The organism is Sphaerisporangium aureirubrum (assembly GCF_042658925.1).
Lineage (GTDB): Bacteria > Actinomycetota > Actinomycetes > Streptosporangiales > Streptosporangiaceae > Sphaerisporangium > Sphaerisporangium aureirubrum.
In genome coordinates, this window is sequence record NZ_JBHSRF010000034.1 from 20945 (window position 1) to 47180 (window position 26236).

Consider the following 26236-nt stretch of genomic DNA (forward strand, 5'->3'; position numbering starts at 1 on the left):
GGATTCACTGCACCCACCCATGAGACTCCTCCGTTTTTCGCTGAAGAATGCCTTTTAGGCGTTCTCTCTTTTCGGAATCTACGGTGGGAAATCTGACGTGCTCTTCTCGCGGATTGCCCATCGGCACGCCGCTAAAGCCCTGCTGAGACGCGGCTTGAGACAAGCGAGGGCGACCGCCCCGCGCGGACCCCGCGGGGCGGTCGCCCGGGTGGTGGCTATGTCGTGACCGGCGCCTGTGCCTGGGCCGGGGACTTCTCGCCCACCTGCGCGCCCACCTGGCGGAAGTCCACGTCCGGCGAGATGCCGCGCACGGTGCCCTCCAGGATGAGCAGCGACATCAGCGGGAACGCGAAGTCCGAGGCGGCGTAGATGCCGTACTCGCGCTGGAGGTCGAACAGCTTGTTGCCGAAGGTGAACATGTCGAACTGGACGCCCGACCCGACGATGGTGTTCACCAGGTCCTCCACGGCCGACACGAACGCGTCCACGTCGGTGTCGTCGCCGACCGCGACCGCGCTCTCCAGCACGATCTCGCCGCAGCGGCGGCCGTCTCCGGCCCGCAGCCGCATCCAGTACTCCCCCATCAGCCGGCGGACCCGGTCGGGGAGCTGCACCGAGTACCCGGCGTCCAGGATCACCACGCGGGCGTCCTTGGTGAGGTACAGGTTGCCCGGATGCAGGTCGCAGTGCACGAAGCCGTCGACGAACATCATCTTCTGCGCCGCGGCGAGCACGGTCCCCGCCAGCCTGGCCCGCACCCCGTACGGCAGGTCCTCCGCGGTGGTGGAGTCGAGGTCCGGGATGTACTCGAACACCAGGCACTCGGGCCGCGAGTGCTCACCGATGAGGGTCGGCACCTGCACGTCCTTGACCGGCTTGAGGATGCCGCGCAGGCGCACCGAGTTGGCGGCCTCCTTGGCGAAGTCGAGCTGGCCGAGGATCGCCGCGCTGACGTACCCGGCGAGCTCGCCGACCGGCATGCCGCCCATCTTGGCCGAGCCCTCGGCCATGCGCACCATGCGGCGCACGAGGTCCAGGTCGGCCCGCATGCGCGCGTCGATGCCCGGCCGCTTGAGCTTCAGCGCGACCACCTTGCCGTCGGCCTGCACCGCGCGGTACACGCACGCGATGCTGCCGCTGGCCACGGGCTTCTCGTCGACGGTCGGGAAGAGCTTCGTCAGCTCCGAGCCGTACGCCGTGCGCAGCGCCCGGCGGGACTGGCGCACCGACATCGGCGCGACGCCGTCGTGCAGGACCGACAGCGCGTCGCACAGCTCGGACGGGAGCGCGTCCCTTCGGCTGCCCGCGATCTGCCCGTACTTGACGTACGTCGGGCCGAGCGCCTGGAGCATCCGGACGATCCGCCGGTAGAGGAAAACCCGTGCCCTGGCCCGGCCCCGCACGGCCCGGACCGCGACGACGCCGGCCAGGGCCGGGATCATGTAGGCCGCGGCGACGGTGCCGACCACGGCCACGCGCGCGAGGGTCCTCAGCAGGGACACCTTCGTCCCGGACGAACGCCGGGACGCGGGCGCGTACATTCTTGCGAGTTCATACATGTCGTGACCTCTAAGCCGTCGCGGCCAGGAGCTCCTCGGGGATCATGCCGAGCTGCTGGAGCAGCGCCAGCCCGTCGGCCGTTCCCCAGTGCTCTATGACCTTGCCGTCGGCGATGCGGACCATGCCCTGCAGGGCGATGGCCACCGACTTGCCGGAGGGCGGCACGCCGAGGAAGGAGCCGGTGTGCGTGCCGGTTAGGGTCATCACCGAGCAGACCAGGTCGCCCTCGGCCACCATGTGCTCGACGTTCATCTTCAGGTCGGGGAAGGCGTCCATGACCATCTGCATGGCGCCGGCGACGGTCCCGGCGTCCAGCACCTCGCCGCGCGAGTAGTGCACCATGTCGGGCGACCAGTACTGGATCATGCGGTTCAGGTCCCCGCTGTTCCACGCCTCCATGAGATTGCGGACGAGCGCCTTGTTCTCGGCTGTCGACATGGTTCCTCCTGCGTTCTTTTCCGTGGGATGGGTGCAGAGGCCGCGCCTCTGGGTCAGGGGCGGATCTCGTAGAGCGCGTTGAACGGGTTGGCGGAGGGCAGCGCCCGGATGGACCGGAAACCCGCCTCCCCGCAGTACTCCCGGATCCGGGCCGGGGGCAGGCCCAGAGTGCCGAGACCGGGTCCGCCGTCCGCCAGCGACGTCGGCAGGCAGTACATGAGGCTGGTCGCGTACAGCACGGACGCCGTGGGCCCGGTGTTGTCCACCGGGTCGTCGGCCGCCGCGCTCTCCAGCAGCAGGAACACGCCGTCCGGCGCGACCACCCCGCGCACCGCGCGCAGCAGCGCGACGGGCGAGGGCGCGTCGTGCAGCACGCTGAACGCCGTGACCAGGTCGTAGTGCCCGCGCAGGCCCTTGGTGGCGTCCTTGCGGGCGAACTTCACCCGGCCGGCCACCCCGGCGTCCTCGGCGGCCTCGCGGGCCGCCTCGACGTTCGGCCCGTAGGCGTCGTAGCCCACGAAACGCGACTCGGGGAACGCCAGCGCCATCGTGATCACGGCGCGGCCGTGGCCGCAGCCGATGTCGGCGACCCTGCCGCCGCGCTGGAGCCGGGCGGCCACGTCGCCGGCCGAAGGGATCCACTGCTGGACCAGCATCGTGTCGAACCAGCTCGCGCTCATCCGCTCCATGGCCTCGTAGAACTCGGCCGGGTAGCGGTCCTGCTCGACGCCGGCGCCGGTGGCGAACGCCTCGCACACCTCGCCGGTCATGCCCGCCAGGGCCGGCATGAGCTCGTATCCCGCGGAGAGGTTGAACGGTGAGCCCTCGACGGCGATCACCATGGCCAGCTCGGGCGGCAGGAGGAACCCGCCGGAGGGGCGGTGCGCCTCGAGGTAGCCCGCGCCGGTCAGCCCGTGCAGCCACTCGCGGATGTAGCGTTCGTCCAGCCCGGTGCGGGCGGCGAGCTCGACGCTCGTCACCGGGCCGGACATCGCCATCTCGCGGAATAGCCCGAGCCGTACGCCTATGGCGCACAAGATGCCCGTCATGGCTCCGCTCATGTCCCGCATGACACGGTCCATCAGGTTCATGATTTTCGCGGGATCCACCGCCGGAATACCGGGGGGAGCGGTTTTTTCCTGCTCCAGTGCGGTCATGTCGCCTCACCTTCTTCCGGTAAATCAGCGGTGATTTTCCTTGAACCTACGAACCAAATGGACTTTCGTTCTTCTCGCGGATTGCGAATGTCACGCGGGACCCGGCGATCACGCCCAGGGCGCTACCGGATACCACGGGATGATCTCGCGGCGGGCGAGCAGCCGGATGTCCCAGTACAAGAACGTGAAGACGCCGACGACGATGAATGAGACCGCCACGATGACGGCGGCCCTGCTGGGCTTGGCGGCGATCCAGCGGCCGATCCTGCCACCGGCGATCAGCGCGATGACCACGGCGAGCACGGCCATGATCAGGATGTTGCCGATCGACTGCAGCACGAACGCCCCGGCGCCGTACAACGGGTTGCCGCTCTCCGCCGCGTCACGGAACAGCTGGCGGAACAGCCCGAACGGACGGCCGATCAGGAAGCCGCCGATCAGGATGCCCATGACCAGCATGCGGGCGCCCGGGAACCGCTGGGAGACGCGCTCCAGCGGGTCCTTGACCAGGCCGAGCGCGGCGAGGCCGAGCCAGATGAAGACCAGCCCGATCACGCCGAACACCACCATGGACTGGATGCTGCGCGGCGACAGCCCCGCCGTGGTGGGGGCCGTGTCGAACTGCGGCATGCTGGTACCGACGATTCCGACGATCGCGCCGTACACCGCGGACACCGCGACCATGCCGACGACCAGCCACCGCAACGGGAGCAGCACCGCCTTCAGGCGGGTGCCGAGGGTGCCCTGCTGCCCCATCAGGGGGGCCACCGCGCCGAAGACCGCGATGTTGCAGGCCGTGAAGCTACCGGCCAGGCCGGTGGCGAAGGCGAAGGCGAGCCCGGCCAGGATGCCCGCGATGGGCACTTCCTTGGCGTCGTGCCCGAGGACGGTGTTGGCGATGTTGTCACCGATGGTGGAGTCGACGAACGTCGCCGACCACACCACGGTGAGCAGGAAGCCCGCCAGCACGCTGAGTGCGACGACGAGCCCTCGCCGGGTGGGGTAAGGGGAACTTTCCGGGGTGCTGCGGGGTGTGGACGCGATCCTCACCATTGCCGTTCTCCCTTTCTTTGCGCCCAGTTCATGGGCCGATCTCCTCGAGGAAGTCGATCTCCTCGAGCAGGAGTCCGCCGGGGGTCTCCAGCCCGCGTCTCACCAGGAGCTGAGGGAGGTACTCGATCCATCTGCTGCTCGAGAGCGGGCCGGCGTCGACGATGTCGAACCCGACGATCTCCAGAATCAAACCCACCCGCGACTTCGCCAATAGGTCGTCGCCGGCGAACGGAACGGTCACCTTCACGACGCCGTCCGCCACGTCGTTAACTCTTTTGGCGGCGACGCAGTTGAGTGCCTTGACCACGTGACTGTCCGGGAGCAGCTGGGCGATCCGCTCGGCTCCGGACAGGGTGGCCTGCGCCTCCGACAGCGGTGTGCCGCCGTCGGCGAAGCCGGGGTTGGACACGTCGATGACCGTCTTGCCGGCCAGCAGGTCGCGTATCCGGGGGGCGATCTCCGCGCACGTCACCTCGATGGGCGTGGCGAACACCACCAGGTCGGAGACCGTCACCACCCACTCCAGCGACCCGGCGACGGCGGCCGGGATCTGCCTGGCCAGCTCGGCGGCCGAGCGGCGGGTGCGGCTGGTGAGCAGGACGCGGAAGCCCTCGGCGGCGAACAGCCGGGCCAGCGCCGAGCCCATGCGCCCGCAGCCGACGATGCCGAAGGTGGGCGGCGCGGAGTCCAGGATGTCGTTCATCACTTCGTCCTCGCCATGCCGGCGGCCTGCGCCGCACTGCCGCCGGAGTAGCGTTCCAGCGCCTGTCTCAGCTCGCCGGGCACCTCCACGGGGACCAGCGCCCCGTTCTCGTCGCGCACCATGCAGGCCACGGCCTGCTCGCCCCTGGCGACCAGCTGCGCGGGACCCCCGCCCACCCGGTAGTAGGCGAAGTCCATGGTCACGTGGTTGTACGACAGCGCCCGCAGCGTCATCCGCACCGACACCCGATCCATCGCGTAGAGCTCTCCGAAGTAGTGGCACCCGCAGGACACCGTGACCAGCGCCAGCTCGCCCGTCTTGAGCCGGGCGACCACGCCGGGGGCGTGCTCGGCCAGAAACGCCTCGCGGCACGCCCCCTGCCAGACCACGTGGTTGGCGAAATAGACGTTGCCGACGAGGTTGGTGTCGGCGAAGGTGACGAGCCGTTCGTGCGCGAAGTACGGCTTCACCTGGCCACCTCCGCGGGCGAGACGAGCATGGCGACCGCGACCGGCGACGGCTGGCCGTCGACGTCCACCACCGTGGACACCACGTCGTCGGTCCCGGCGCGCAGCAGGACCCAGCCCTGCTCGTAGGCGCCGCGCACGGTCAGCGGCCCGTGGGCGGTGCGGCCGGTCTTGGACAGGCATTCCTGCACCGTCCAGAGCCGGGCGAGGACGTGGCCCTCCGGCTCGCCGGTGAGGTGCGCCAGCTCCTGTGCCTGGCCCGGCCACGGGATCAGCGGGCGTATCCGCTCGACGTCCTCCGGGCCGGGCACAGGTTCCCCATCACAGGCCACAGTGGTACTCGTGGGGCTGGACACGGTGAGCGCCATGCCGTCCAAGCGGCTGCGGCTCCACGTGACCTCCCCGTCCGGGATCGGCCGTCCGCCGGCGGTGTGGCCGGCGCCGCCGCGTCCCTCGGTGCGCGGCCCGCCGTCGGCGACCGCCACCCGCAGGCCGGTGCCGGGCAGCAGGCCCCCGGCGACGCGTTGCAGGTACGGCCCGAGCAGCAGCGGAGGCCACCGGTCGATCCCGTCGATCGGCCCGACGTCACGCAGCCGCAGGCCGTCCCAGCTGAGCACCGGACGGCCCTCCTGGTCGCGCACGACGACGTCGTAGACGTAGTCGGCGCCGTTGTGCGTGCGTTCCACGGCGGCCAGCGTCAGGGGCCCGGCCGCGACGCCGTGCACGCTGAACCGCGCGCAGCCGACCGGCAGCAGCCGCCGGTGCGGCACGCAGGCCTGCAGGACGTGGATGGCGGCATCGTTGCGGAACGGGTCGCCGAGCTCGCCGCCCACCGCCTCGCTCTGGGCCAGCACGGCGGTGCACCCGGTGGCCTCCAGGTGCTCGTACCGCACCAGCCGCCGGAACAGCGGGCCGTGGAAGAACAGCGAGCCGTACAGCCGCCGCCCGTCGTGCGAGGGCAGGGTGGCGCGGCGCGCGGGCACGTCCGGCTGGGACGGCGCGGTCGCGGTGAACCTGCAGCTGAAGTGGTCCACGGCGAAGCCGCTCTCGTCGCTGCGCAGCACCACGTCCACGTCGCCGTCCTCGCGGGCCAGCGCGCAGATCCGCACCACGCGGCTGCCTTTGTCCGGCACCACCACCGGCCGTTCGAAGCGGCCGTCCTCGGCGGTCGTGGCGGGGGCGCCGGTGAGCAGCGCGCTCGCCTGCGCCATCGCCTCCAGCGCCGCCACGGCGGGCAGCACCAGCAGTCCGTCGATGCGGTGGTCGGCGAGGTAGGCGTCGGTGCGGGCGCCGAGCACCGCCTCGGTGATCAGCTCCACGCCGGGGGTCCAGGTCAGCACGCGCTCGGTGAAGCGGCGGCCCGCCGACGCGACGGCCGGGGCCGACAGGTCGGGCAGCCGGCCGGTGGCGAGCACCGACGGCGCGGAGACGCCGGTGGTGAGCAGCCCGGTGAGCAGCCGCACGCCCTTGTCGGCGGGCAGCGGCACGACGCCGGCGCGGACCAGGCTGTCCAGCACGTCGAGCCGCTGGCCCATCCCGGCGCCCGACCAGGCCGTCCAGTCGACGTTGCAGACGAAGCAGCCGGGCAGGTCGCGGGCGAGCACGCGGACCAGCTCGCGCATCCGGCCGTTGGCCAGCGCGTAGTGCGCCTCGCCGCGCAGGCCGTACCTGCCGATGACGGATCCGTAGGTGATGACGGCCCGCAGGCGGCGGGGTTCGAGGGCGCCCAGCACCGCCCGCAGGCCGTGGTACTTGGGGGCGGCGTGCTCGGCGAACGCCGCTCCGGACAGGTCGGCGAACCGTCCCGGGGTGTTGACGCCGCTGCTGTGGATCAGCGCGGTGACCGGCCCGAGCTCGCGGGTGATCTCGGCGACGGCGCGGCGCACCGCCCCGGCGTCGGCGACGTCGGCCGAGGCGTAGTGGTACACCACGCCCGACTCGCGCAGGCGGTCCAGGTTGGCGCGCAGCTCCTCGTCGCGGCCGGGTGAGCCGCGGCCGATGAGCGCGAGCCTGGCGCCGCCGAGGCCGGTGAGGGCGAGCGCCGTCTCGAACCCGATGCCCTTGCCGCCGCCGGTGATCAGCACCACGTCGTCGGCGGTGAGCGGGAACGGCTCGCTCTCCTTCAGCGGGTACGGCCGCTGCGTCTCCACGGCGGTGCGGCCCCTGCGGTCGATCACGATCTCGGTGTGCCTGAACGACGTGGTGCGCAGCAGGTGCGCCACCGAGATCGCTGCGGTGGCCGAGGCCGCGCGCACCGAACGCACCGGCAGCGAGGGGTACTCCTGGCGGATGGTGCCGAGGAACCCGGACGCGGTGTCGCCCTGGTCGACGACGGCGAGCGGCGAGCCGGACCGCACGGCCTCCCTGGCGCCGCACACCAGCTCGTCGATGTCGGCGTCGGCGGGGTCCTCGGGCAGGAACACCACGATGGCCCGGGGCGCGGTCTCGCCGCGCGGCAGCAGCGGCTCGACTGCCCTGCGCATCGCCCCGGCGCCCCGCACGTCCCAGTCGTACCGGTCGGTGGCGTCCTCGCCCAGCTCGACGGGGGTGAGCACCGGCACGAGCACGCGGTGCCAGTCGGCGACGCCGGGCGGCACGGGACCCTCCGCCGGGGCCTCCCCCGCGATCGGCAGCGCCTCGATCATGGCGGCCAGCTCGCCCACCCGCGCGTCGCCGAGCGACAGCGGCGCCGCGGGGACCAGCCGGCCGCACGCGGTCGCCGCCTCGGTGGCGAGCTGGGCGACCCGCAGGGAGTTGAGGTGCAGGTCGCTGAGCAGCCGGTCGTCCAGCCGGATGTCCTCGGCGGGCAGCTCGACGGTGCGGGCCACCAGCAGCCGCACGGTGGACGCGGCGTCGGACTCGGCACCCGGGGCCGGGGTGTCCGCGCGGACGGGCACCGGCTCGGCCGCGACCGGCGTCTCGCACGGGTTGGACAGGAACCTGGGCTCCCGCCACAGGTCGAACGACCTGGTCAGGCGCTCGGCGAACATCGGCCGCAGGTCGGTGGCGGCGCCCGCCGCGAACAGCGCGGCGCTGGCCTGGCACAGACCCTCGGCGGACTCGGCGCCCATCTCCATGGCGACCGCGGGCACCGTGGTGACACCCCCCGCCAGCGCGGCCAGGCCCCGTCCGGGCCCGACCTCCACCAGCAGCACGCACTCGTCGGCCAGTGCCTCGACGGCCTGGCGGAACAGCACGGGCGCGGTGACCTGCTGGGCGAGCATCCGCCGCAGGTCGCAGGCCGAGGTGAGCGCCCGGCCGCTGATGGTCGAGTGCACCCGGCGCTGGGCCGGCGGCACGGGCAGCGCGGCCAGGTAGGTGGCCAGCGGCTCCTCGGCGGCCGTGACCGCGCCGGTGTGGAAGGCGTGGCTGACGGCGAGCCGGGAGGCGGGCACTCCCTTGGCGGCGGCCCTCTTGAGCAGGTGCTCCAGGTCGGTGACCGGGCCGCCGACCACCAGGGCGGGGCCGTTGTCGGCCGACACGACCAGGTCGGTGTGCTCGATCAGCTCGGCGACCGTGTCGTGCGACGCCGCCAGCGACACCATGCCGGTGCCCGGGGTGCCCGACTTGCTCATCACCCTGCCGCGGAACGTCACCAGGCCGAGCGCCTCGGTCTCGGTGAAGGTGCCGGCCCAGCACAGCGCGCCGATCTCCCCGAGCGAGTGCCCGACCGCGGCGTGCGCCTCCACGCCGAGCTCCGACAGCCACCGCAGCCCCGCCATGGAGGCCGAGAAGATCGCCGGCTGGGCCACGGCCGTGTCCAGCGGCCCGACGTCGTCGGACGGCCCGGCCCTGAAGTAGCTCTCCGCGCCGGGCAGCAGCGTGGCGAGCGCCCCCGCCGACGTGGGGATCGGCGCGCCCTGCCCGGTGAACAGCAGGCCCACCCGTCCGGGGTCGCCGTAGGAGGCGAAGATGCCGGGGGCGCGCACCATCATGCCGGGCGCCACGCCGGTCAGGGCGTGCAGCAGGCCCATCGCCTGCCGGGCCCTGCGGACCAGCTGGCCGGGGTTCTGCGCCACGATGGCCAGCCGGTACGGCGCGGGCGCGCCGCCCGCCGCCTCGGTGGCCAGCGCCGACGCGAGGTCCGCGTGCTCGGCCAGGGACATGGTCATGGCGACCTCGGCCGTGCGGTCCAGCACCCCGGCCAGGTCGGCGACCGACTCGCCGCGGAACGCGAACACCTCGTGGCCGAGCGGCCGCCGGGCGGTGCGCCGTTCCACGTGGGAAAGCACGCGGCGGCGGCGCGGCGCCACCGACTCCAGCACCACGTGGGTGTTGATGCCGCCGAACCCCATCGCGCTCACCCCGGCACGCAGCGGCGCCTGCGGCCACGGCTCGGCCTCGGTGGCCAGGCGCAGCGGCACGTCGGCGCCCCGCAGCAGCGGATGCGGGTCGTCGACGCCGGTGACCGGCGGGATGACCTGGCGCTGGAGCGCGAGGGTGGCCTTCAGCAGCCCGGCGATGCCCGCGGCGGCCTTGGTGTGGCCGATGTTGGCCTTGATGGAGCCGAGCGCGGCGGGCGGCAGGTCCCGGCGTCCGCGCTGGGCCTCGATGAGGCTGGCGATCTCGACCTCGTCGCCGACCGCGGTGCCGGTGCCGTGGCCCTCGAACATCGCGACCGTCTCGGGCCCGAACCCGGCCCGCTCGTAGGCCCGCGCGAGCGCCAGGAGCTGGCCCTTCTTCTCCGGGCGGCTGATCCCGCCCTGGCCGTCGGACGACACGCCCCAGCCGCGGATCAGCGCCAGCGGGGCGTGCCCGGCCGACAGCGCGTCGTCGGCCCGCATCAGCGCCACCATGCCGCAGCCCTCGCCGGGCCAGAAGCCGGTGGGGTCGGCGTCGTAGACGCGCATCGCCGAGGTGGCGAGCGCGCCGGTGCGGGCGAAGCCGACCAGCTCGAACGGGTCCAGGCTGAGGTCCACGCCGCCGGCCAGCACGAGGTCCAGGTCGCCGTCGCGCAGCGCCGTGCAGGCGGTGACGACCGCCAGCAGGGACGAGGAGCAGGCGCCGTCCACGGTGTAGCCGCCGCCGTGCAGGTCGAAGTGGTTGCAGATCCGCCCGGCGATGGTGTTGGCCAGCCCGCCCGCGAGGCTCTCGTCGGTGGGCTCGGGGAACGGCGCCTTGTACGTCGGCTCCATGCGGTCCAGGAAGCCGGCCACCGCGTCGGCGGTCCAGCCCTCGGCGGCCAGGGACTCGCCGACGACGCGCCGCACGTACGGCCAGCGCAGCCGCATCAGCGACGCCCTGCTGAACTCGCCGGTCAGCGTGTTGCCGAGCACCACCCCGGTGCGCGCCGAGTCCAGGCCGCGCCCGCCGGGGAAGCCCGCCGACGCCAGGGTGTCGGCGGCGACCTCCAGGGCCAGCCAGTGGGTCAGGTCGGTGGAGCGGAACGCGGCGCCGGGCACCTTGAACCGCGCCCGGTCGAACTCCCAGCCCTCCAGCACGGCGGCGTACCTGGCGTAGGTGCGGTCGGGGTCGGTGAGGTCGGCGGACACGTAGGCGTCCGGGTCCAGGCGGGTGCGCGGGATGGGGCGGAAGGCCCGCCTGCGGGACAGCACCAGCTCCCAGAGCCGGTCGGAGTCCGGGGCGTCGGGATACCGGCACCCGATCCCGACGATCGCGTACGCCTCCGAGTTGCCTCTCATCGTGGCCCTCCGGCCGCGGCCAGCGCCGGTTCCGGGACCACGGCCCGCCGCACGGGGCGCGGCTCGGGCCAGGCGACCTCGCGCAGCATCGTGCCGTACGCCAGCAGCACGCCGCGCAGCGCGCACACGATGACCAGGGCGAAGAACATGCCGAACACCACGTGGAACGCGACCAGGACGCCGTACGTGAGCGCGGTGGCGACGCCGAACGCGACCTGGCGGCCGGGGCGGACCGGCGTGGTGCCCGGGTCGGTGATCATGTAGTTGGTGAACAGCACGAACGCCACGCCGGTCATGGGGGCCAGCGCGCTCACCGTGGCGGTGCCCTCGATCGCGGTGCGGATCAGCGCCTGGAGGGCGAAGCCGCCCGCCCAGCCCATGATCAGCGGGACCTTCTTGGTGAGCCCCGCGTTGAGCATCGTGCCGGACGCCAGGATGGCCGCCGGGATGATCCAGTCCACCGGGCCGGACACCCACTGGGTGAAGTGGTACGGCGGCGAGATGCTGACCCAGGGGTACACCAGCAGCACGACGGCGATGCCGAGGTTGGAGGGGTTGAGCACGTGCCGCTTGCTCGCGCCGACCCGGACGCGGATCAGGTACTTGGAGCCGATGGCGACGACCACGGCGAACATCACCGGCAGGATCCGCTCGTTGGCGTACAGCAGCATGGCGCAGGCCAGGCCGCCGATGTGCGCCGGGAGCAGGAAGTCGATCATGCCCGTGACCGTGCGGGGGAACTTCACCGGCCGCCGCCTGGCCCAGGCGTCCACGATCTCCAGCCCGATCTCCATCACGTACGCGGTGAGCACCGCGGCGATGGGGGTCAGGTAGGCCTGTTCGAAGCCGAGCAACGCGTGTCCCACGATGGTGAACACGGTGATCGACATGGCGAACCGGCGCAGTGCGGTCGTTCTCGGGTCGGGTTTGGGGCTCACTTGGTCACCTTCTCGATCGAGCCGTCCGCGCCAAGGGAGAGGCTGTGCCAGCCGGGGGTGAGGTTCGTGCTGCCGGTGTGCCGGACGCCGCAGGCGTCACGCCAGGTCAGCGTGACGGGCACCGCGCCGCTCCCCGAGAGGCCGAACAGCATCTCGGGGGCCGAGACCCCGGCGTGGCCGTTGGCCGGGTAGAGCTGGCCGACCCGCACCCCGGACGCGCCCGCCGGGATCGTGACGCCGGCGCCGACGGCCGGGGCGAGCGGGGCGCCCGCGGCCGCGCCGGTCGCGCAGGCGGCCGGGCGCTGCAACCGCAGGCCGAGGAACGGGTGCCGGGTCGTACGGGTGTTGCGGTAGAAGTACGACTGACGCCACTGGTTGGCGACGGCGAAGTCCAGCTTGCCGTCGTGGTCCACGTCGGCCAGCGCGAGGCCGCGGGTCGGGCCGGGGTCGTCCACCCCGAGCAGGGCCGCGACGTCGTGGTAGCGGCCGTCGGCGCCGCGCGACCAGAACGGGTTCGGGTCGCTGCCGGACAGGTCGTCCTCCTGCCGCAGGCGCGGCCAGCTGCCCGGCTTGTTCAGCAGGTCGTCGTTGGTCAGCGCCAGCTCCTGAAGCTGCGGCCAGCGGTTGACGGTGCCCTTGATGAAGCCGGTGGCCATCATGATCTGGTGGTCGCCCTCGCCGGCGAAGTCACCGGCCTTCACGTCCCAGCCCCAGCCGGACCTGGACAGGCCGAGCGGCTCGCTCTTGTCGTCGTAGTAGGCGACGCCGTCCTTGCCGATCACGTCGGGCCTCGCGCTCACCCAGGCGAAGTTGCTCTCGTGCAGGGCGTAGTTCTCGGCGATGTTGCTGACCACGATGTCCGGGGTGTCGTCGGCGTTCAGCTCGGTGAACGCCACGCCCATGCCCTTGAAGGAGTCCTTGCCGAGCACCTTGGACTTGGGGGTGCCGAAGTGCCGGATGCCGCCCATCAGGGTCAGCCGCACCTTGCCCGGGGTGGACTCGTTGAGCATCAGCCGGTCCGGGCCGAAGTCGTGGGCCATGTACAGCTCGGGCAGGCCGTCGCCGTTCAGGTCCTGCGCGCCGAACGCCAGAGTCCAGCCGTTGGCGATGTCGTCGTCGCCGAACGGCGCCTTGGCCTCGGTGTAGGTCACGCCGCCGGCCGTCGCCGAGTGGAACAGCAGGATGTGGTCGGTGCCGCCGTTGTAGGCCGCCGACATCGAGCGCTGCATCACCAGCAGGTCGTCCTGGTGGGCCTTCGGGTCGAGCACCCTGGCCTTGTCGGGGAAGAAGTTGCCGACGACGACGTCGTTGTGGCCGTCGCCGTCCATGTCGGCGATGGTGACCGCGTTGGTGTTCCACACCTGGTACGGCGTGACCAGCTCGCGCGCGGTGAACGCCGGGGCGGCGAGCGGGCCCGCGCCGCGCAGGAACACGACCGGGGAACGGCCCCAGTAGTAGGTCAGCACGTCGAGACGGCCGTCCTCGTTGTAGTCGCCGGGCACGCAGCCGGTCGGCGCCATGGTCGCGTCGTACGCGAGCCCGGTGGGGCTCAGCGTCATCGCCGGGTAGCGGGCGCCGGTGCCGGGCACCGGGCGCACGGTGACCGAGTCGTCCCTGGGGTCGACCAGGCAGGCGTCGTCGGCCAGGCCGTTGCCGTCCAGGTCGGCCAGGGCGACGGACGCGCCGACCGCGGAGATCCAGTGGTCGATGTTGCGGTAGGCCGGGGCGACCTCGCGGATCGTCCGGGCGTTGGCGGCGCCGTTGAGGGGGCTCTGCTCGAACTTGAACCGCTGAGCGATCCCGCTGTTCATCGCGGCCGAACTGGCGGGCAGCTCCGCCAGCCGCCAGCCCACGACGATAAGGATCAGCGAGAGGATCGCGGCGGTGCCGGCGCGTAGTTTCGCGATCATGACGCCACACCTCCCTTCTGCCGGGCCCACGCGCGGCGGATTCCGGCACGCCATGCCTCGTAGGTGCCGGGGTCGTCCGGCAGGTGCCGCACCGCGGCCAGGGAATCGTCGGTCCATCGGGCGGCGGTGGCGACGTCGGCGCCGGTCAGCGCCTGGACGGCCGCGGCCGTGCGCTCGGGGACGATCCCGGAGAACTCATGTGCCTTCGCCGCGAACGCCGCCCCCTGGGCGACGTGCGGGGCGTGGTCACCGGCGTGGGCGAGGAGATCCTCCAGCCGCTCGGGCGGCTGGGCGCCGGTGTAGGCGGCGGCCAGGCCGATGCCGGCCCACAGGTCGGGGCGGCGCCCGGCCGGGAAGCCGCCGATGACCTCGGCCACCACGTCGGGCTCGGCGCCGGTGTAGAACCACAACGCGCGGCCGACCCCCTGGTCCCGGATGGGGCGCACCGGCCCGCGGGCGGCGCGCTCGACGCGGTGCTCCTCCACGACCGCGCGGGCCCGGAAGAACGCCTGGTGGAAGCCCCAGCCGTCCCAGGCCAGCCAGCGGAACTGCGGCTGCGCGGCGCGCACGCCCGTCCAGGGCCGCACCCGCATCCTCGCGAACGACCAGCCCGTGCCGACGTGCGCCAGGTGGACGTACGGCGCGGCGGGCCCGTCCAGGAAGGCACGCGTGCGGCGCCCCCCGCCGAGCGTCATCAGGTCCAGGATCCCGATGCTCATCGCGGCGCCCTCGTAGGCGAAGCCGCGCAGTTCCGGGGCCACGTGTGAGAGGTCCAGCTCGCCCGGCGGGGCGCCGAGGCCGGCGTTGTAGCCGGTGGCGAAGGAGATCACCACCGCCTCGAGCGCACGGGTCGTCGCGGGGTCCCGGGCCGGGGGGCCGGGCACCGCGCGGACGAGTTCCCGCGGGTCAAGGGAGAGCAGCCGGCGTAAGACCTTCGCCGTCATCACTACCTCCAACGCCGGTCCGCGACCGGTCGTCCTTCGCCGAAACAGGGACACACGGGTGCGGCATGGGCGTCGAGACGGCGCGCGGCACCCGGGAAAGGCGCGCCGGAGCTGTGACGGCTTTCCGTGGTGGCCACGGAAGTCGTCGCGGTGCCGTTCAGAACGGCAACAGGCGGCCCGACGGCGCGCGCAGATCCAGGGAAATGAGACGTGGGCTTCTTCTGGATTGGGTTTTTCTGACTCGACGCATGGCCGGCACCCCCTTGTTCCGCTCCCACACGGCCGGGCCGATCGCCGGCCGGCGGCCGCGGGAATTGCGAAAAAGCATTGTTTGTCGTTAGGAGCCTCTGGTTTGGCCGTACCCGCCCTTGTCGGACAAGTCCGGCTTGCTGACCTGGGCAGACGGTACGACGACCGCCGGCCCCTGACCGCGTCCCCACACAACCGGCCGACGCGCCGGGCGGCTCCACAGGCGAGATCATCGGGAGGAACCATCCTGCGTCCGTGCCTTTTACCGGATGCTATGAACGGCGGTCCGACCTTTCAAGAAATTGGGCCGCAAGTACCGTGGGCGTATCGAAAGTTGTAGAGCCCGTGTATCGATCGGCCATTGGCGCGCTGCGCCCGATGATGGGACCCGCCGGATTTCCCGATATCCGGTCTCCACGTTATCGTGTTACACAGGACGGAGAATCGCGGATCCCTCGATCTCACCCGATTCGGTTCCGTATCACGACATACATCCGCACATCATCCGCACAGCCGATGAAAAGGCGAAAGAAGCCGGGAGCCGACCCATGCGCGCAGAAGAACGAACGGGGTTGACCGTCGTCCGCTCCCCGCACCCGACCCCCAACGGGCCACTGCATCTCGGCCACCTGTCCGGCCCCTACATCGCGGCCGACGTCGCGGCCCGCGCCGCCCGCAACCGGGGCGAGCGCGTGCTGACCATGTGCGGCACCGACGACCACCAGAACTCCATCGTGATGAAGGCCAGGTCGTCCGGACTGACCCCCGACGAGGTGATCACGTCCAACACGGCGGTCATCCGCGAGACGCTGACCTCCACCGGCATCACGCACGACGTGTTCGTCCGCCCGTACGCCGATCCCGAGCATCAGGCCCTCACCCGCAAGCTGTTCGACGAGATGGTCTCCGCCGGCCTCGTCATCACCACCGAGCGGGTCCTGCTGGTGTGCCACGGCTGCGGCAAGACCATGCACAACTCCTACGTCACCGGGAGCTGCCCGTTCTGCGCCGCCGAGAAGACCGGCGGCACCTGCGAGATCTGCGGCACCTTCAGCGCCGCCGACGCCATGACCTCCCCCCGCTGCGCCGTGTGCGGCGGCATCCCCGTCGAGTCCCGCGTCTCCGGCCCCGTCCTCCCCCTGGAGGCCCACCGCGCCCGTCTCACCCGCCTGTGGGCCGGCGCCGTCCTCCCGCCGTCCGTCCGCGCCCTCCTGACCGCCCACCTCGACCGCCCCCTCCCCTCCGTGACGGCCTCTCACCCCACCGACTGGGGCATCGAGGTCACCGGCGGCGAACGCCTCGACGCCTGGTTCGAGATGGGCCTCACCTACCTGGTGACCGTGGGCCGCTACGTGAACCCCCGGGCCACCACCCTTCGCGACTTCGCGCAGGCGTGGAACGGCGTCGACAGCGCCTGGTCGTTCCTCGGCCTGGACACGGGCTTCTACTACGCCGCCCTGTTCCCCGCCCTCTTCGCCGCCGCCGGCGTCCCCGACGCCCTGTGCGTCAACGGCCTCGCCGTCAACGAGCTGTACCTCTACGAGAGCGGCAAGTTCTCCACCAGCCGGGGCCACGCCGTCTGGGCGAGCGACCTGCTGAAGGAAGCCACCCCCGAAGTGATCCGCCTCTTCATGTGCTGGAACCGCCCCGACACCCACAGCACCAACTTCACCAGAGAAACCTTCGACTTCTTCCGCACCAAGATCACCCCCATGATCGAAAAAGCCCAAGCAACCCCCATCGGCTTCCCCACCACCCCCGTCCCCCCCGAAACCCTCCGAGCCCACCACGCCCTCACCCTGGAGAACTTCGACCCCGCCATGGCCATCCGCTGCCTGATGACCGCCCTAACCGACCACAACGACCCCGAAGCCACCCGCCTCCTCCGTCTGATCATGTAACCCCCCGCAGCTGATCAGCCGGACGCGGCCCCCTCCCCCACACGGTCCGGCGTCGCTCCCCAACCAAGGGCACGGTCCTCCCCGAAGACGCACCCCGCACGGAAACGGTCCTCACACAGGCGCACTTCGCGCAGCAGCAGGCGTCGCGTCCCACCCAAGACATGGTCCTTGCGGAGACGCCCTCCGCGCGGGAGTCAAGCGTCGCGTCCCACCCACGACAAGGTCCTTGCGGAGACGCGCTCCGCGCGGAAGCCGCAAGGGCTGTCTCATGCGGGGGGCAAGCCCCCCACACCCCCGGCTGCCGCGTTCTTCCTCCCGGCCTCTGAACAGCCTGTAGCTCCCATCGCAGTCCGTCCGATGCGCATCGGCAGGGTGTGCGATCTCGGCCTGCACCCAGTGCCATAACGAGCGCTGGTGCGCCCCCCACGCGCAGTGGGCTTCACCGACCGGAGATCTGTCGGACTTCCCAGGTCGGCCGTTGGAGCTGATCGTTGTACACGATGAGGTCGGCGTGGTCGGTTGGGCGGGCCGTGGCGAAGTAGAGCTGTTGCGAGGGGATATAGCGGTCGCGCCAGGACCGTTCGATTTGGGCGGTGTCGGCGGTGGATCCGGCCAGCGCTGTGCCTCGGTCCCGGGCGCGATCCACCGTCTGCTCGAACGGGACGGACACGAAGATGCGCAGGTCCCACCGGTCGACGAGTTCCGGGCGCAGGAGGAAGACGCCGTCGAAGAGCAGCACGGCGTCCGCCGGGGCTGTCGTGGCCGGCGGCGACGACGGGGTGTCGGTGTCTCTGTCGTAGACCGCGTGCTGAAACCTTCGGTCTCCGCCTGGGCCCAAAGGATCGAGCAGGACCCGGCACAGCGCGGCGTGGTCGTGAGCGTCGAAGTAGCAGCCTTCGGCCGAGTACTGCCCGCGTCGGTAGCGCTGTGCACGGGGGACGAGGAAGTCGTCGATGGTCGCGCGGATGACGTCGCGGTCCTGCGCCCGCAGAACGACGGCGAGCTCGTCGGCCAGCGTGGTCTTGCCGGCGGCAGGCGGCCCGTCGATGGCGACCCGCAACGGGTGCCCGGTCGAAACGGACCTCACAGCTTCAGCCAGCCGGCTGATGAGCTCACCACGGGTGCCTTGCTCCATTGCCGCCCCTCTCACGATGTCTCTGTCTAGCACGCACGTCAGGCTGCGGTCACCGGCTCGCATTCGACGAGAACGCCTCGTTCGAAGCGGGTCAGGAGGGTGGGGCGGCGGACGAGCGCGGCAGCCCGGGGGGTGTGGGGGCTCCCCCCACATGAGACAGCCCTTGCGGCTTTCGCGCGGAGCGCGGCCTCGCGAGGACCATGCCCTGGACGCAGGCAACCCCCCGCCGTGAGGTGGTGCGGTGTTGGGGGGGTTAGGAGGGTGGGGGGGTGGTGAGGGTGGTGGTTAGGTCGTTGTTGTGGGCGGTTAGGAGGAGGCGGGCGGCTCGGGGGTCTAGGTGGTGTTCGAGCATTACTACGGCGGTTTTTACCTCGTTGCCGGCGGCGTGGAGGGCGTCGCGGGCGGTGTGGGAGTCGGTGCCGGTGATGTCGGCGACTATGCGGGCGGCGCGGTCCACCAGCTTTCGGTTGCTGGCGGAGACCTCGACCATGTAGTTGCCGAAGGTGCGGCCGCATCTGATCATCGAGATGGTCGAGATCATGTTCAGGACGAGTTTCTGGGCGGTGCCCGCCTTCAGGCGGGTGGAGCCGGTGACCACCTCGGGGCCGACGATCACCTCGATGGCCTGGTCGGCCGCGTCCGAGAGCGGGGTGGCCTCGTTGCAGGACAGGCCCACGGTGAAGGCGCCGCGGCGGCGGGACTCGGCGACGGCGGCCAGGACGTAGGCGGCGCGGCCGGCGGCCGAGATGCCGACCACCGAGTCGTCCGGGCCGACCTCGTGCGCGGCGATCACGGCGGTGCCGGCCTCGGCGTCGTCCTCGGCGCCCTCGACCGAGCGGACCAGGGCGTCGGGGCCGCCCGCGATGATGCCGAGCACCGTGCCGGGGTCGGTGCCGAAGGTCGGGGGGCACTCCGAGGCGTCCAGCACGGCGAGCCTTCCCGACGTGCCCGCTCCCACGTACAGCAGCCTGCCGCCCCGGCGCAGCCTCGCGGCGATCTCGTCGACGGCGGCGGAGATGCGGGGCACCTGCGCGGCCACCGCGGCCGGGACCGCGGTGTCGGCCGCGTTCATCAGACGGGCGATCTCCTCGGTGGGCAGCTTGTCGATGGCCCGGTAACGCGGGTCGTTCTGCTCGGTCGCGCGGTGGCCCGGGTCGTTCTGCCCGGTCGCACCGTGAGGCCGGTTGGCATGCCCGGTCGCACCGTGAGGCCGGTCGTCATGCCCGGTCGCACCGTGGGGCCGGTCGTTCCGCTCGGCCGCACCGTGGCGTGGCTCGTCGCCGTTCGTGGTCGGGGCGGTGGGTGGTCGGGTCATGGCTCCTCGTTCTCGGGAAGGTCCGGGCCGTCCAGGGAGCGGCGGAACAACCAGAAGACGCGTTCGACGGGGGCGCCGATGGCCTTGGCGTAGAAGCGGATGGGACCCACCCAGCCGATCTGCGCCTGCTTCAGGCCGTACGCCGCCTGTTCGGCCAGGCAGCGGCGCAGCAGCACGCGGCCCACGCCCAGGCCGCGGGCCGACTCGGCGGTGCCCATCGGGCCGAACCACCTCGGACGGGAGCCCCAGGCGGCGAAGCCCAGGATCTCGCCGTCGCGGACGGCGTAGTGGCAGCCGGTGGCCTGTTCCACCTCCCAGGCCCACGCGTCGTTCCACTGCTCGCGGACGAACGCGGCGACCTCGGCGCGCTCGCCGAAGGCGCCGGGGGGCGCGGCGTGCAGTTCAACGCCCGCCTCGGCGAGGCGGGCCAGCTCCGGCTCCCGGGGCGGGGCGGCGGAGGTCAGGTCGGCGGTCATGTTCCACGCGGTGCGGTAGCGCCGGTAGCCGAGGCTCTCGGCGAGGCAGACGGCGGGGGTGTAGCGGACGTCGATGCCGGGCCACGCGTAACACGGCGGGTTGCCCGCCATGCGCGCCTCGCGCACGCCGCGGTCGCGCAGCCATTCCTCCGCCGCCCACACCAGCGCCTTGCCGAGACCCCTGCCCCGGACGGCCGGGTGGACGGCGAAGAGGTCCAGGTGGCCGATCCCCTCGGTGGCGGACGTCGAGACGAACACCACGCCGTCCAGGTCGGGTGTCACCAGCGCGGCCCAGTCCCGCTCCGGTGGCGGCGCGGCCAGCCGGGCGACCAGCGCGCTCGCCTCGGCGGAGTCCAGCGTCAGCGCCGACCAGGCGAGCCCGGCGATCGCGTCGAGCTCACCGGCCGCCATCGGCCGGATACCGGTCACGCGGTGGTCCTCACGCGGGCCGCCGCCCCGGCCGCGCCGTTCACCGCCGTCCCGGCCGTGCCGTTCGCGTCCGGGCCACCCGACGTGAACCGTTCGACGGGGATCACCTGGCGGCGGTGCGGGTGGAAGCAGGCGTGCTCGTGGGTCGGGTCCAGGCAGTGCGCCAGCTCGGGGCGCTCCTCGACGCAGCGGTCGCTGCGGAACGGGCAGCGGCGGGCGAACAGGCAACCGGTGTCGGGGCGGCGTTCGTCCAGGGCCTCGGTCGGCACCACGCGGTCGGGGCCGGGCAGCTCCAGGCCGTGCAGCACCGGGATGGCCGACAGCAGAGCCTGCGTGTAAGGGTGCACGGGGCCGGAGATGACCGTCTCGGTCGGGCCGCGTTCCGCCACCAGGCCCCGGTACAGGACGTACAGCTCGCTGTCGGCGCCGATGTACCTGGCCGTGGCGATGTCGTGGGTGATGAACATCAGGCTCACCCCGAGCCGCTCCCGCAGGTCCTTCAGCAGGGCCAGGATGCTCAGCCGCATCGACACGTCGATCATCGAGACCGACTCGTCGGCGACCAGCATCTCGGGGTCCACGGTGAGCGCGCGGGCGATGACCACCCGCTGGCGCATGCCGCCGGACAGCTGGTGCGGGTAGCGCGGCAGCACGTACCCGGGGTCGATGCCGACCAGGGACAGCAGTTCCTCGGCCCGCTCGCCGATCCACGAGCCGGGACGTTTCATCTGGCGGGCGCGCAGCGCGAGCGGCGCCCGCAGCGTCTGCTCGATGGTGCGGTTGGGGTTCAGCGCCGAGTACGGGTCCTGGTGGATGAGCTGGATCCGGCGGAAGTACGGCTCGCGCTTTCGTGGCCGCAGCGGTGTCATCGGCACGCCGCCGATGACGACGTCCCCGGAGTCGTAGGTCTCCAGCCCGGCCACGATGCGCCCGAGCGTGGTCTTGCCGCACCCGGACTCGCCGATGAACGACACCGCGCCGCCCTTGGGCACGGTGAAGTCCACCCCGCGCAACGCGTACACGTCCTGCGCGCCGGTGTGGTCGCCGCGCCGCCGGTAGGTCTTGGTGATCCCGGTTCCGCTGATCACGCGAACTCCTCCTTACGCTCCACCCGGATCGCCGAGGCGGGGAGCTCGACCGCGTGGCAGGCGGCGTTGCGGTCGCCGTGCGCCACCGTGGGCGGGTCGTCGGTCTCGCAGACCTCCATGCGCAGGGGGCAGCGCTCACGGAACACGCAGCCGGCCGTGGGGAGGGTGCCGAGGGTGGGCGGGCGGCCCGGCAGCGCGCGGGCCTGGGCGATGTCGCCGGACAGTCTGGGGATGGCCTGGATGAGGCCGCGGGTGTAGGGGTGGCGGGGCGAGCCGAGCACGTCCTTGGTGGGGCCGTGCTCCACCAGCCGGCCGCCGTACATCACGGCGAGCCGGTCGGTCACCTCGGCGGCCACCCCGATGTCGTGCGTGACCATCAGGGTGGTGAGCCCGCGTTCCTCGTGCACCTCGCGGATGATGCGCAGGATGGTCGCCTGGGTGATCATGTCGAGGGCGGTGGTCGGCTCGTCCAGGATCACCAGGTGGGCGTTGAGCACCAGCGCGAGCATGATCCCGACCCGCTGCCGCATCCCGCCGGACAGCTGGTGCTGGTGGGAGTCGAGCACGCGGGCGCCGTCCAGGCCCATCCGCTCCAGCAGGCTCATCGCGTCCCTGACCAGGACGCGCCCGTCCCGCACGCCGTGCGAACGGCCGAGGTCGAGCAACTGCTTGCCGACCGTCTTGAGCGGGTTGAGGGAGTTCTGCGCGGCCTGGAAGACGTACCCGAGGTGCTTGCCGCGGGCCTGCCGCAGCGCCTCGCCGCCGAGGGTCAGCACGTCGCCGAGCCCGTCGATCTCCACGCTCCCCTCGGCGATCCGGCCGGGCGGCTGCACGGCGTTCAGCAGGGAGAGCGCGAGGGTGGACTTGCCGGAGCCGGACTCCCCCACGATGCCGGTGATGGTGCCGGGCTCGATGGCGAGGCCGACGCCGCGCAGCGCGGGCAGCTCGCCGAGGGGCGTCTTGTAGACGACGGTGAGGTCGCGCACCCGTACGCCGGGGGCGGTGGTCATGGGCGTCCCCCCGGTCCCGTGGCGGCCGGGGCGACCCTGGTGGTGACGGTCATCGGGTTACTCCTCGCGCAGCCGGGGATTGAAGATCTCGTCCATGGCGTCCACGATGAGCACGATGCCCAGCGTGAGCAGCAGGATGGCCAGCAGCGGGGCCAGCAGGTACGGCAGCGCGGCCGTGCTGGTGAGCGCGCCGCCGCCGAAGACGGCGAGGTTCAGCATCACGCCCCAGTTGTTGGAGTCGAACGGCAGCACGCCGAGGAAGAACAGCCCCACCTGGGCGTAGATGGCGCCGGTGACCGCGATGAGCACGTTCATCGCGATGTACGGCGCCATGCCGGGCAGCAGCTCGCGCCCGATGATGTGCGTGGTGGACAGCCCGAGTCCCCGGGCCGCCTCGATGAAGCCGCGCTCGCGCAGCGACAGGGTCTGCGACCGCACCGCGCGGGCGACGCCGCCCCAGCCGAGCAGGCCGAGCACCAGGCCCATCTCCAGCGGGCTGTCGAACTTCCACAGGGTGGTCAGCACCAGCAGCAGCGGCAGCCCGGGGATGGTGAGCTGGAGGTCGGTGAGCCGCATCAGGGCCGTGTCCCAGCGGCCCCGGTGGAAGCCCGCGATCAGCCCGAGCGCGGTGCCGAGCGCGACGGTGATGACCGCCGTGGCGAGACCCGTCAAGATCACGTACCTGGCGCCGGTGACCACAAGGGCCAGCACGTCGGTGCCCTCGAAGTCGGTACCGAACGGATGCGCCAGGCTCGGCGCGGCGTACAGCGCGTTGTTCTCCCTCGGCAGCGGCGAGGGGTAGATCATCGGGCCGGCCACCGCCATCAGCGCGAACAGCGCGAGGATCACCACGCCCACGATGCGGCTCGGCTTGCGCCGCAGCACCCGCCGCACGCCGCGCCAGAAGTCGCGCCGCGACGACACCTTGACCGGGCGGGGGGGCGTAAGGATCGCCGTCATGCCGTGCCTCCCGTCCGCACCCGGGGGTCGATCACGGTGTAGAGGAGGTCCGCCGCGATGTTGGCGACGATGATCGCCACCGTGGTGACCAGGAAGGTGCCGCCCATCAGCGCGTAGTCGCGCGCGCCGATGCTGTTGACGAGCAGCAGCCCGAGACCCGGGTAGTTGAAGATGCGTTCGATGAAGATCGCGCCGCCGAACAGCATGCCGAGCGACAGCGCCAGGATGGTGAACAGCGGCAGGATCGCGTTGCGCGCCACGTACCGGAACAGCACGGCCCTGGACAGGCCGCGCAGCTCGGCGGCCAGGATGAAGTCGTCGCCGAGCACGGTCGCCACGCTGGACTTCATGGCGAGCACCCAGCCGCCGTAGCTGGCCAGCGCGTACGTCAGCACCGGCAGGGTGGCGTGCTGCACCAGCGAGGCGAGGTACGGCCCGTTGAACCCGGGCACGAACTCGACGTCCACCGGGCCGCCCGCCGGGAGGATCGGCCACAGCGTCGTGAAGATCGCCAGCATCAGCAGGCCGATCACGTACTGCGGCACGCCGTGCAGCAGCGACCCCGAGATGGACAGCAGGTCGCCGAGCCGGCCGGACCGCTTGATCCCCGCGTAGACGCCGAGCGTCACGCCGAGCAGGAAGCTGAGCAGCGTGCCGCCGAGCACCGGCAGGATGGTCCACTTGGCCGCGGCGCCGATCAGCGTGGTCACCTCGGTGCCCGGGGTGCTGAGCGACTGGCCGAGGTCCAGGTGGATCAGCGCTCCGAGGTACTGGGTGTACTGCTCCCACAGGGTGCCCTTGGGCAGGAAGCCGTACAGCGCGGCGGTGGCCCGCTCGGCGGCGTCCGGGGACATGCCGCGCTCGATCAGCGTCTCGTACTGCCCCTGCACCGGGTTGCCCGGGATGCTGCGGATGATCACGAAGCTGATCGTGGTGACCACCCAGATCATGGCGAGCCCGCGGGCCAGGTGGCCGGTCAGGCGTCGCGTGACGGCGTGCGCCCGGGGACGGCCCCGGGCCGGGTGTGTCTTCATGGCCTACTTCTTCTTGATCATGCCGAGCTGCATCCACACGCCCGCGGGCAGCCGCAGCACCTCACTGGCGGGCGGCGGCCAGCCGGTGTAGCGGGTCGTGTTGACGAACTGGGTGTTGACGTAGTCGTAGATCTGGATGACGGGCAGCTGCTCGTTGGTGAAGCGGGCCAGCGTGGCGACGATGCGCTTCTGCTCGTCGGGCGTGGCGAGGTTCAGCCGGTTGGTCAGCTCGCCGGGGTTCACCCCGCCCACCGTCTCCGGGCCGCCCATCCAGTTGCCCTGCTTGCCCGGCGGCACGTGCTCCAGGCGGCCGGCCAGCAGCTGCCAGCCGTTGGCCGAGCCGTACAGCCGCTGGAAGATGTTGTACGGCGACGGGCCGAGGCCCATCAGCCAGAAGCCCACGTCGTACTTCCCGCCGGCGAGCTCGTCGAGGTACAGGATGTAGTCGGCGGAGGTGACGACCGACGCGCGGATGCCGTGGTCGGTGAGCTGGCTGGTGACGGCCTTGGCGGCGGCCACCCAGTCGGAGAACGACGCGGGGACGTTGATGCGCACCTGCCACGGCGAGCCGTCCGGCATCGCCCACACGCCGGCCTTCTTGACCATGCCGGCGGCCCTCAGCTCCTGCTCCGCCTTGGCGGGGTCGACCTTGTACGGGTCGAGCGCGCCGAGCCCGTCGCCGAGCCAGGCCTTGGCGGCGCTGGCGTGGATGCCCGAGGTGGTGACGGCCGCGGTGCCCGCCTCCGGGGAGGCGATCTTCGTGACCTGGGTGCGGTCGATGAGGTAGGCGAGCGCGCGGCGGACGTGCACGTTGTCGTACGGCTTGTGGGACTGGTTGAACGCCATCGCGGCGGCCACCGGGGAGTAGCCCTTGCGGACCTCGTTGCCGGGGGTGCGCTCGATGCGGTGCATCACGGCGGCGGGGACGGCGGTGAAGGGGGCGCTGTCCAGTTTGCCGGAGACCAGGTAGTTCCAGATCTGCTCGTTGCCGGTGTAGTTGAGGACCTTCACCTTGCTCGGAGTGATCTTGGCGGCGTCGTAGAAGTAGGGGTTCTTGGTGAGCAGCGCCGCGCCCGGGTTGACCCGCTCCAGCACGAACGGGCCCGCCGAGACGTCCGTCGCCGGGGAGAAGGTGATCACCTGCTGCGACAGCCCCGTGATGACGGCCTTGGCGCGCTCGGCCGCGGCGCCGGTGCCCCGGGCGGCCTTGAGCGTGCTCCAGAAGCCGGCGGGCAGCAGGTGGCCGTACACGTGGGCGGGGACGACGATGGTGGACAGCACGTTGCGCAGGAAGGCGTTGCTGCGGATGGCGCCCTGGGTGACCTTGACGGTCTTGGCGTCCACGACGGTGATGTCCGCCGCCGCGCCCGCCGCGCCCGCGTTCACGGTGTAGGCGCTGCCGCCCTGCGTGTAGGCGAGACCGATGGATGTCTGTACGTCCTGGCTGGTCACGGGCTTGCCGTCCGACCAGCGGGCGTCCGGCTGCAGGTGGACGACGACCTCACCCTGCCCGGGGGTGGTCGTCCAGCTCTTGGCGAGGCCCGGGTAGAACTGGTTCGCGTCCATGAGGTCGTTCTTCGGCCAGGCCAGCGACATGGCGTCGTAGCCCGCGAAGGTGCTTCCCTGCGGGTTGAACGGATTGATGGGCGCCGTCGCGTCGATCTGCTTGGACCCGTCGATGGTCGTGTAGATCCCACCGGGCCCTACGGCGGCCCCCTCCGTGGCACCGCACGCGGCGGTGGCCGAGACGATCGCGGCTGTGACCGCGACCGCTGCGAGTCGTCGCTTCATGAAGTGTGCTCCAGGTCCCCGATTGCCAGGACCATA

Annotated in this window: 19 protein-coding genes; 1 reads left to right on the forward strand and 18 read right to left on the reverse strand. The window is 71.9% G+C overall.

Annotated elements, in window-relative coordinates:
- Positions 1–215: 215 nt before the first annotated feature.
- The 10 genes from ACFP1K_RS22020 to ACFP1K_RS22065 form a co-directional block, all read right to left on the reverse strand.
- Entirely contained in the window at positions 216–1502 is a 1287-nt protein-coding gene (locus tag ACFP1K_RS22020; RefSeq protein WP_380756295.1) for an ABC1 kinase family protein, read from the reverse strand.
- 67 nt (positions 1503–1569) lie between these two features.
- On the reverse strand, positions 1570–1998 hold the full coding sequence (locus ACFP1K_RS22025; RefSeq protein WP_380756297.1) for an ester cyclase: 429 nt from the start codon (positions 1996–1998) through the stop codon (positions 1570–1572).
- Between the two features lie 53 nt (positions 1999–2051).
- A complete protein-coding gene (locus ACFP1K_RS22030; protein WP_380756299.1) occupies positions 2052–3155 on the reverse strand; it encodes a methyltransferase domain-containing protein in 1104 nt (367 codons plus the stop codon).
- Between the two features lie 108 nt (positions 3156–3263).
- A complete protein-coding gene (locus tag ACFP1K_RS22035) occupies positions 3264–4208 on the reverse strand; it encodes a hypothetical protein (protein ID WP_380756301.1) in 945 nt (314 codons plus the stop codon).
- Between the two features lie 28 nt (positions 4209–4236).
- Complete coding sequence (locus ACFP1K_RS22040) at positions 4237–4911, reverse strand: NADPH-dependent F420 reductase (protein ID WP_380756303.1); 675 nt, start codon at positions 4909–4911, stop codon at positions 4237–4239.
- On the reverse strand, positions 4911–5381 hold the full coding sequence (locus tag ACFP1K_RS22045; protein WP_380756305.1) for an acyl-CoA thioesterase: 471 nt from the start codon (positions 5379–5381) through the stop codon (positions 4911–4913). Before ACFP1K_RS22045 ends, ACFP1K_RS22040 begins: the two co-directional genes overlap by 1 nt.
- Positions 5378–11020 (reverse strand): type I polyketide synthase, encoded by a 5643-nt coding sequence (locus ACFP1K_RS22050; protein WP_380756307.1) that lies wholly within the window; start codon positions 11018–11020, stop codon positions 5378–5380. Before ACFP1K_RS22050 ends, ACFP1K_RS22045 begins: the two co-directional genes overlap by 4 nt.
- Positions 11017–11958 carry an enediyne biosynthesis protein UnbU gene (locus tag ACFP1K_RS22055; protein ID WP_380756309.1) on the reverse strand — a complete coding sequence of 314 codons (942 nt, stop codon included), beginning with the start codon at positions 11956–11958 and terminating at the stop codon, positions 11017–11019. The genes ACFP1K_RS22050 and ACFP1K_RS22055 overlap by 4 nt, the downstream gene beginning before the upstream one ends.
- A complete protein-coding gene (locus ACFP1K_RS22060; protein ID WP_380756311.1) occupies positions 11955–13868 on the reverse strand; it encodes an FG-GAP repeat domain-containing protein in 1914 nt (637 codons plus the stop codon). Before ACFP1K_RS22060 ends, ACFP1K_RS22055 begins: the two co-directional genes overlap by 4 nt.
- The gene (locus tag ACFP1K_RS22065) at positions 13865–14812 is read right to left on the reverse strand and encodes a DUF1702 family protein (protein WP_380756313.1); all 948 of its coding nucleotides are present in this window, start codon (positions 14810–14812) and stop codon (positions 13865–13867) included. Before ACFP1K_RS22065 ends, ACFP1K_RS22060 begins: the two co-directional genes overlap by 4 nt.
- Before the next feature lie 797 nt (positions 14813–15609).
- Here ACFP1K_RS22065 and ACFP1K_RS22070 point away from each other — a divergent pair.
- On the forward strand, positions 15610–16962 hold the full coding sequence (locus ACFP1K_RS22070) for a class I tRNA ligase family protein (RefSeq protein ID WP_380756315.1): 1353 nt from the start codon (positions 15610–15612) through the stop codon (positions 16960–16962).
- A gap of 439 nt (positions 16963–17401) precedes the next feature.
- On the opposite strand, the gene ACFP1K_RS22075 is transcribed toward ACFP1K_RS22070, so the two are convergent.
- The 8 genes from ACFP1K_RS22075 to ACFP1K_RS22110 form a co-directional block, all read right to left on the reverse strand.
- Positions 17402–18097 (reverse strand): cytidylate kinase family protein, encoded by a 696-nt coding sequence (locus ACFP1K_RS22075; protein WP_380756317.1) that lies wholly within the window; start codon positions 18095–18097, stop codon positions 17402–17404.
- 253 nt (positions 18098–18350) lie between these two features.
- The gene (gene murQ, locus ACFP1K_RS22080) at positions 18351–19412 is read right to left on the reverse strand and encodes an N-acetylmuramic acid 6-phosphate etherase (RefSeq protein WP_380756319.1); all 1062 of its coding nucleotides are present in this window, start codon (positions 19410–19412) and stop codon (positions 18351–18353) included.
- Positions 19409–20317, reverse strand: coding sequence for a GNAT family N-acetyltransferase (locus ACFP1K_RS22085; RefSeq protein ID WP_380756321.1), 909 nt, complete (start codon positions 20315–20317; stop codon positions 19409–19411). The genes murQ and ACFP1K_RS22085 overlap by 4 nt, the downstream gene beginning before the upstream one ends.
- On the reverse strand, positions 20314–21405 hold the full coding sequence (locus ACFP1K_RS22090; protein WP_380756323.1) for an ABC transporter ATP-binding protein: 1092 nt from the start codon (positions 21403–21405) through the stop codon (positions 20314–20316). Before ACFP1K_RS22090 ends, ACFP1K_RS22085 begins: the two co-directional genes overlap by 4 nt.
- A complete protein-coding gene (locus ACFP1K_RS22095; protein ID WP_380756325.1) occupies positions 21402–22415 on the reverse strand; it encodes an ABC transporter ATP-binding protein in 1014 nt (337 codons plus the stop codon). The genes ACFP1K_RS22090 and ACFP1K_RS22095 overlap by 4 nt, the downstream gene beginning before the upstream one ends.
- 57 nt (positions 22416–22472) lie before the next feature.
- A complete protein-coding gene (locus tag ACFP1K_RS22100; protein WP_380756327.1) occupies positions 22473–23375 on the reverse strand; it encodes an ABC transporter permease in 903 nt (300 codons plus the stop codon).
- Entirely contained in the window at positions 23372–24409 is a 1038-nt protein-coding gene (locus ACFP1K_RS22105) for an ABC transporter permease (RefSeq protein WP_380756329.1), read from the reverse strand. The genes ACFP1K_RS22100 and ACFP1K_RS22105 overlap by 4 nt, the downstream gene beginning before the upstream one ends.
- 3 nt (positions 24410–24412) lie before the next feature.
- The gene (locus ACFP1K_RS22110; protein ID WP_380756331.1) at positions 24413–26200 is read right to left on the reverse strand and encodes an ABC transporter substrate-binding protein; all 1788 of its coding nucleotides are present in this window, start codon (positions 26198–26200) and stop codon (positions 24413–24415) included.
- Positions 26201–26236 lie beyond the last annotated feature (36 nt).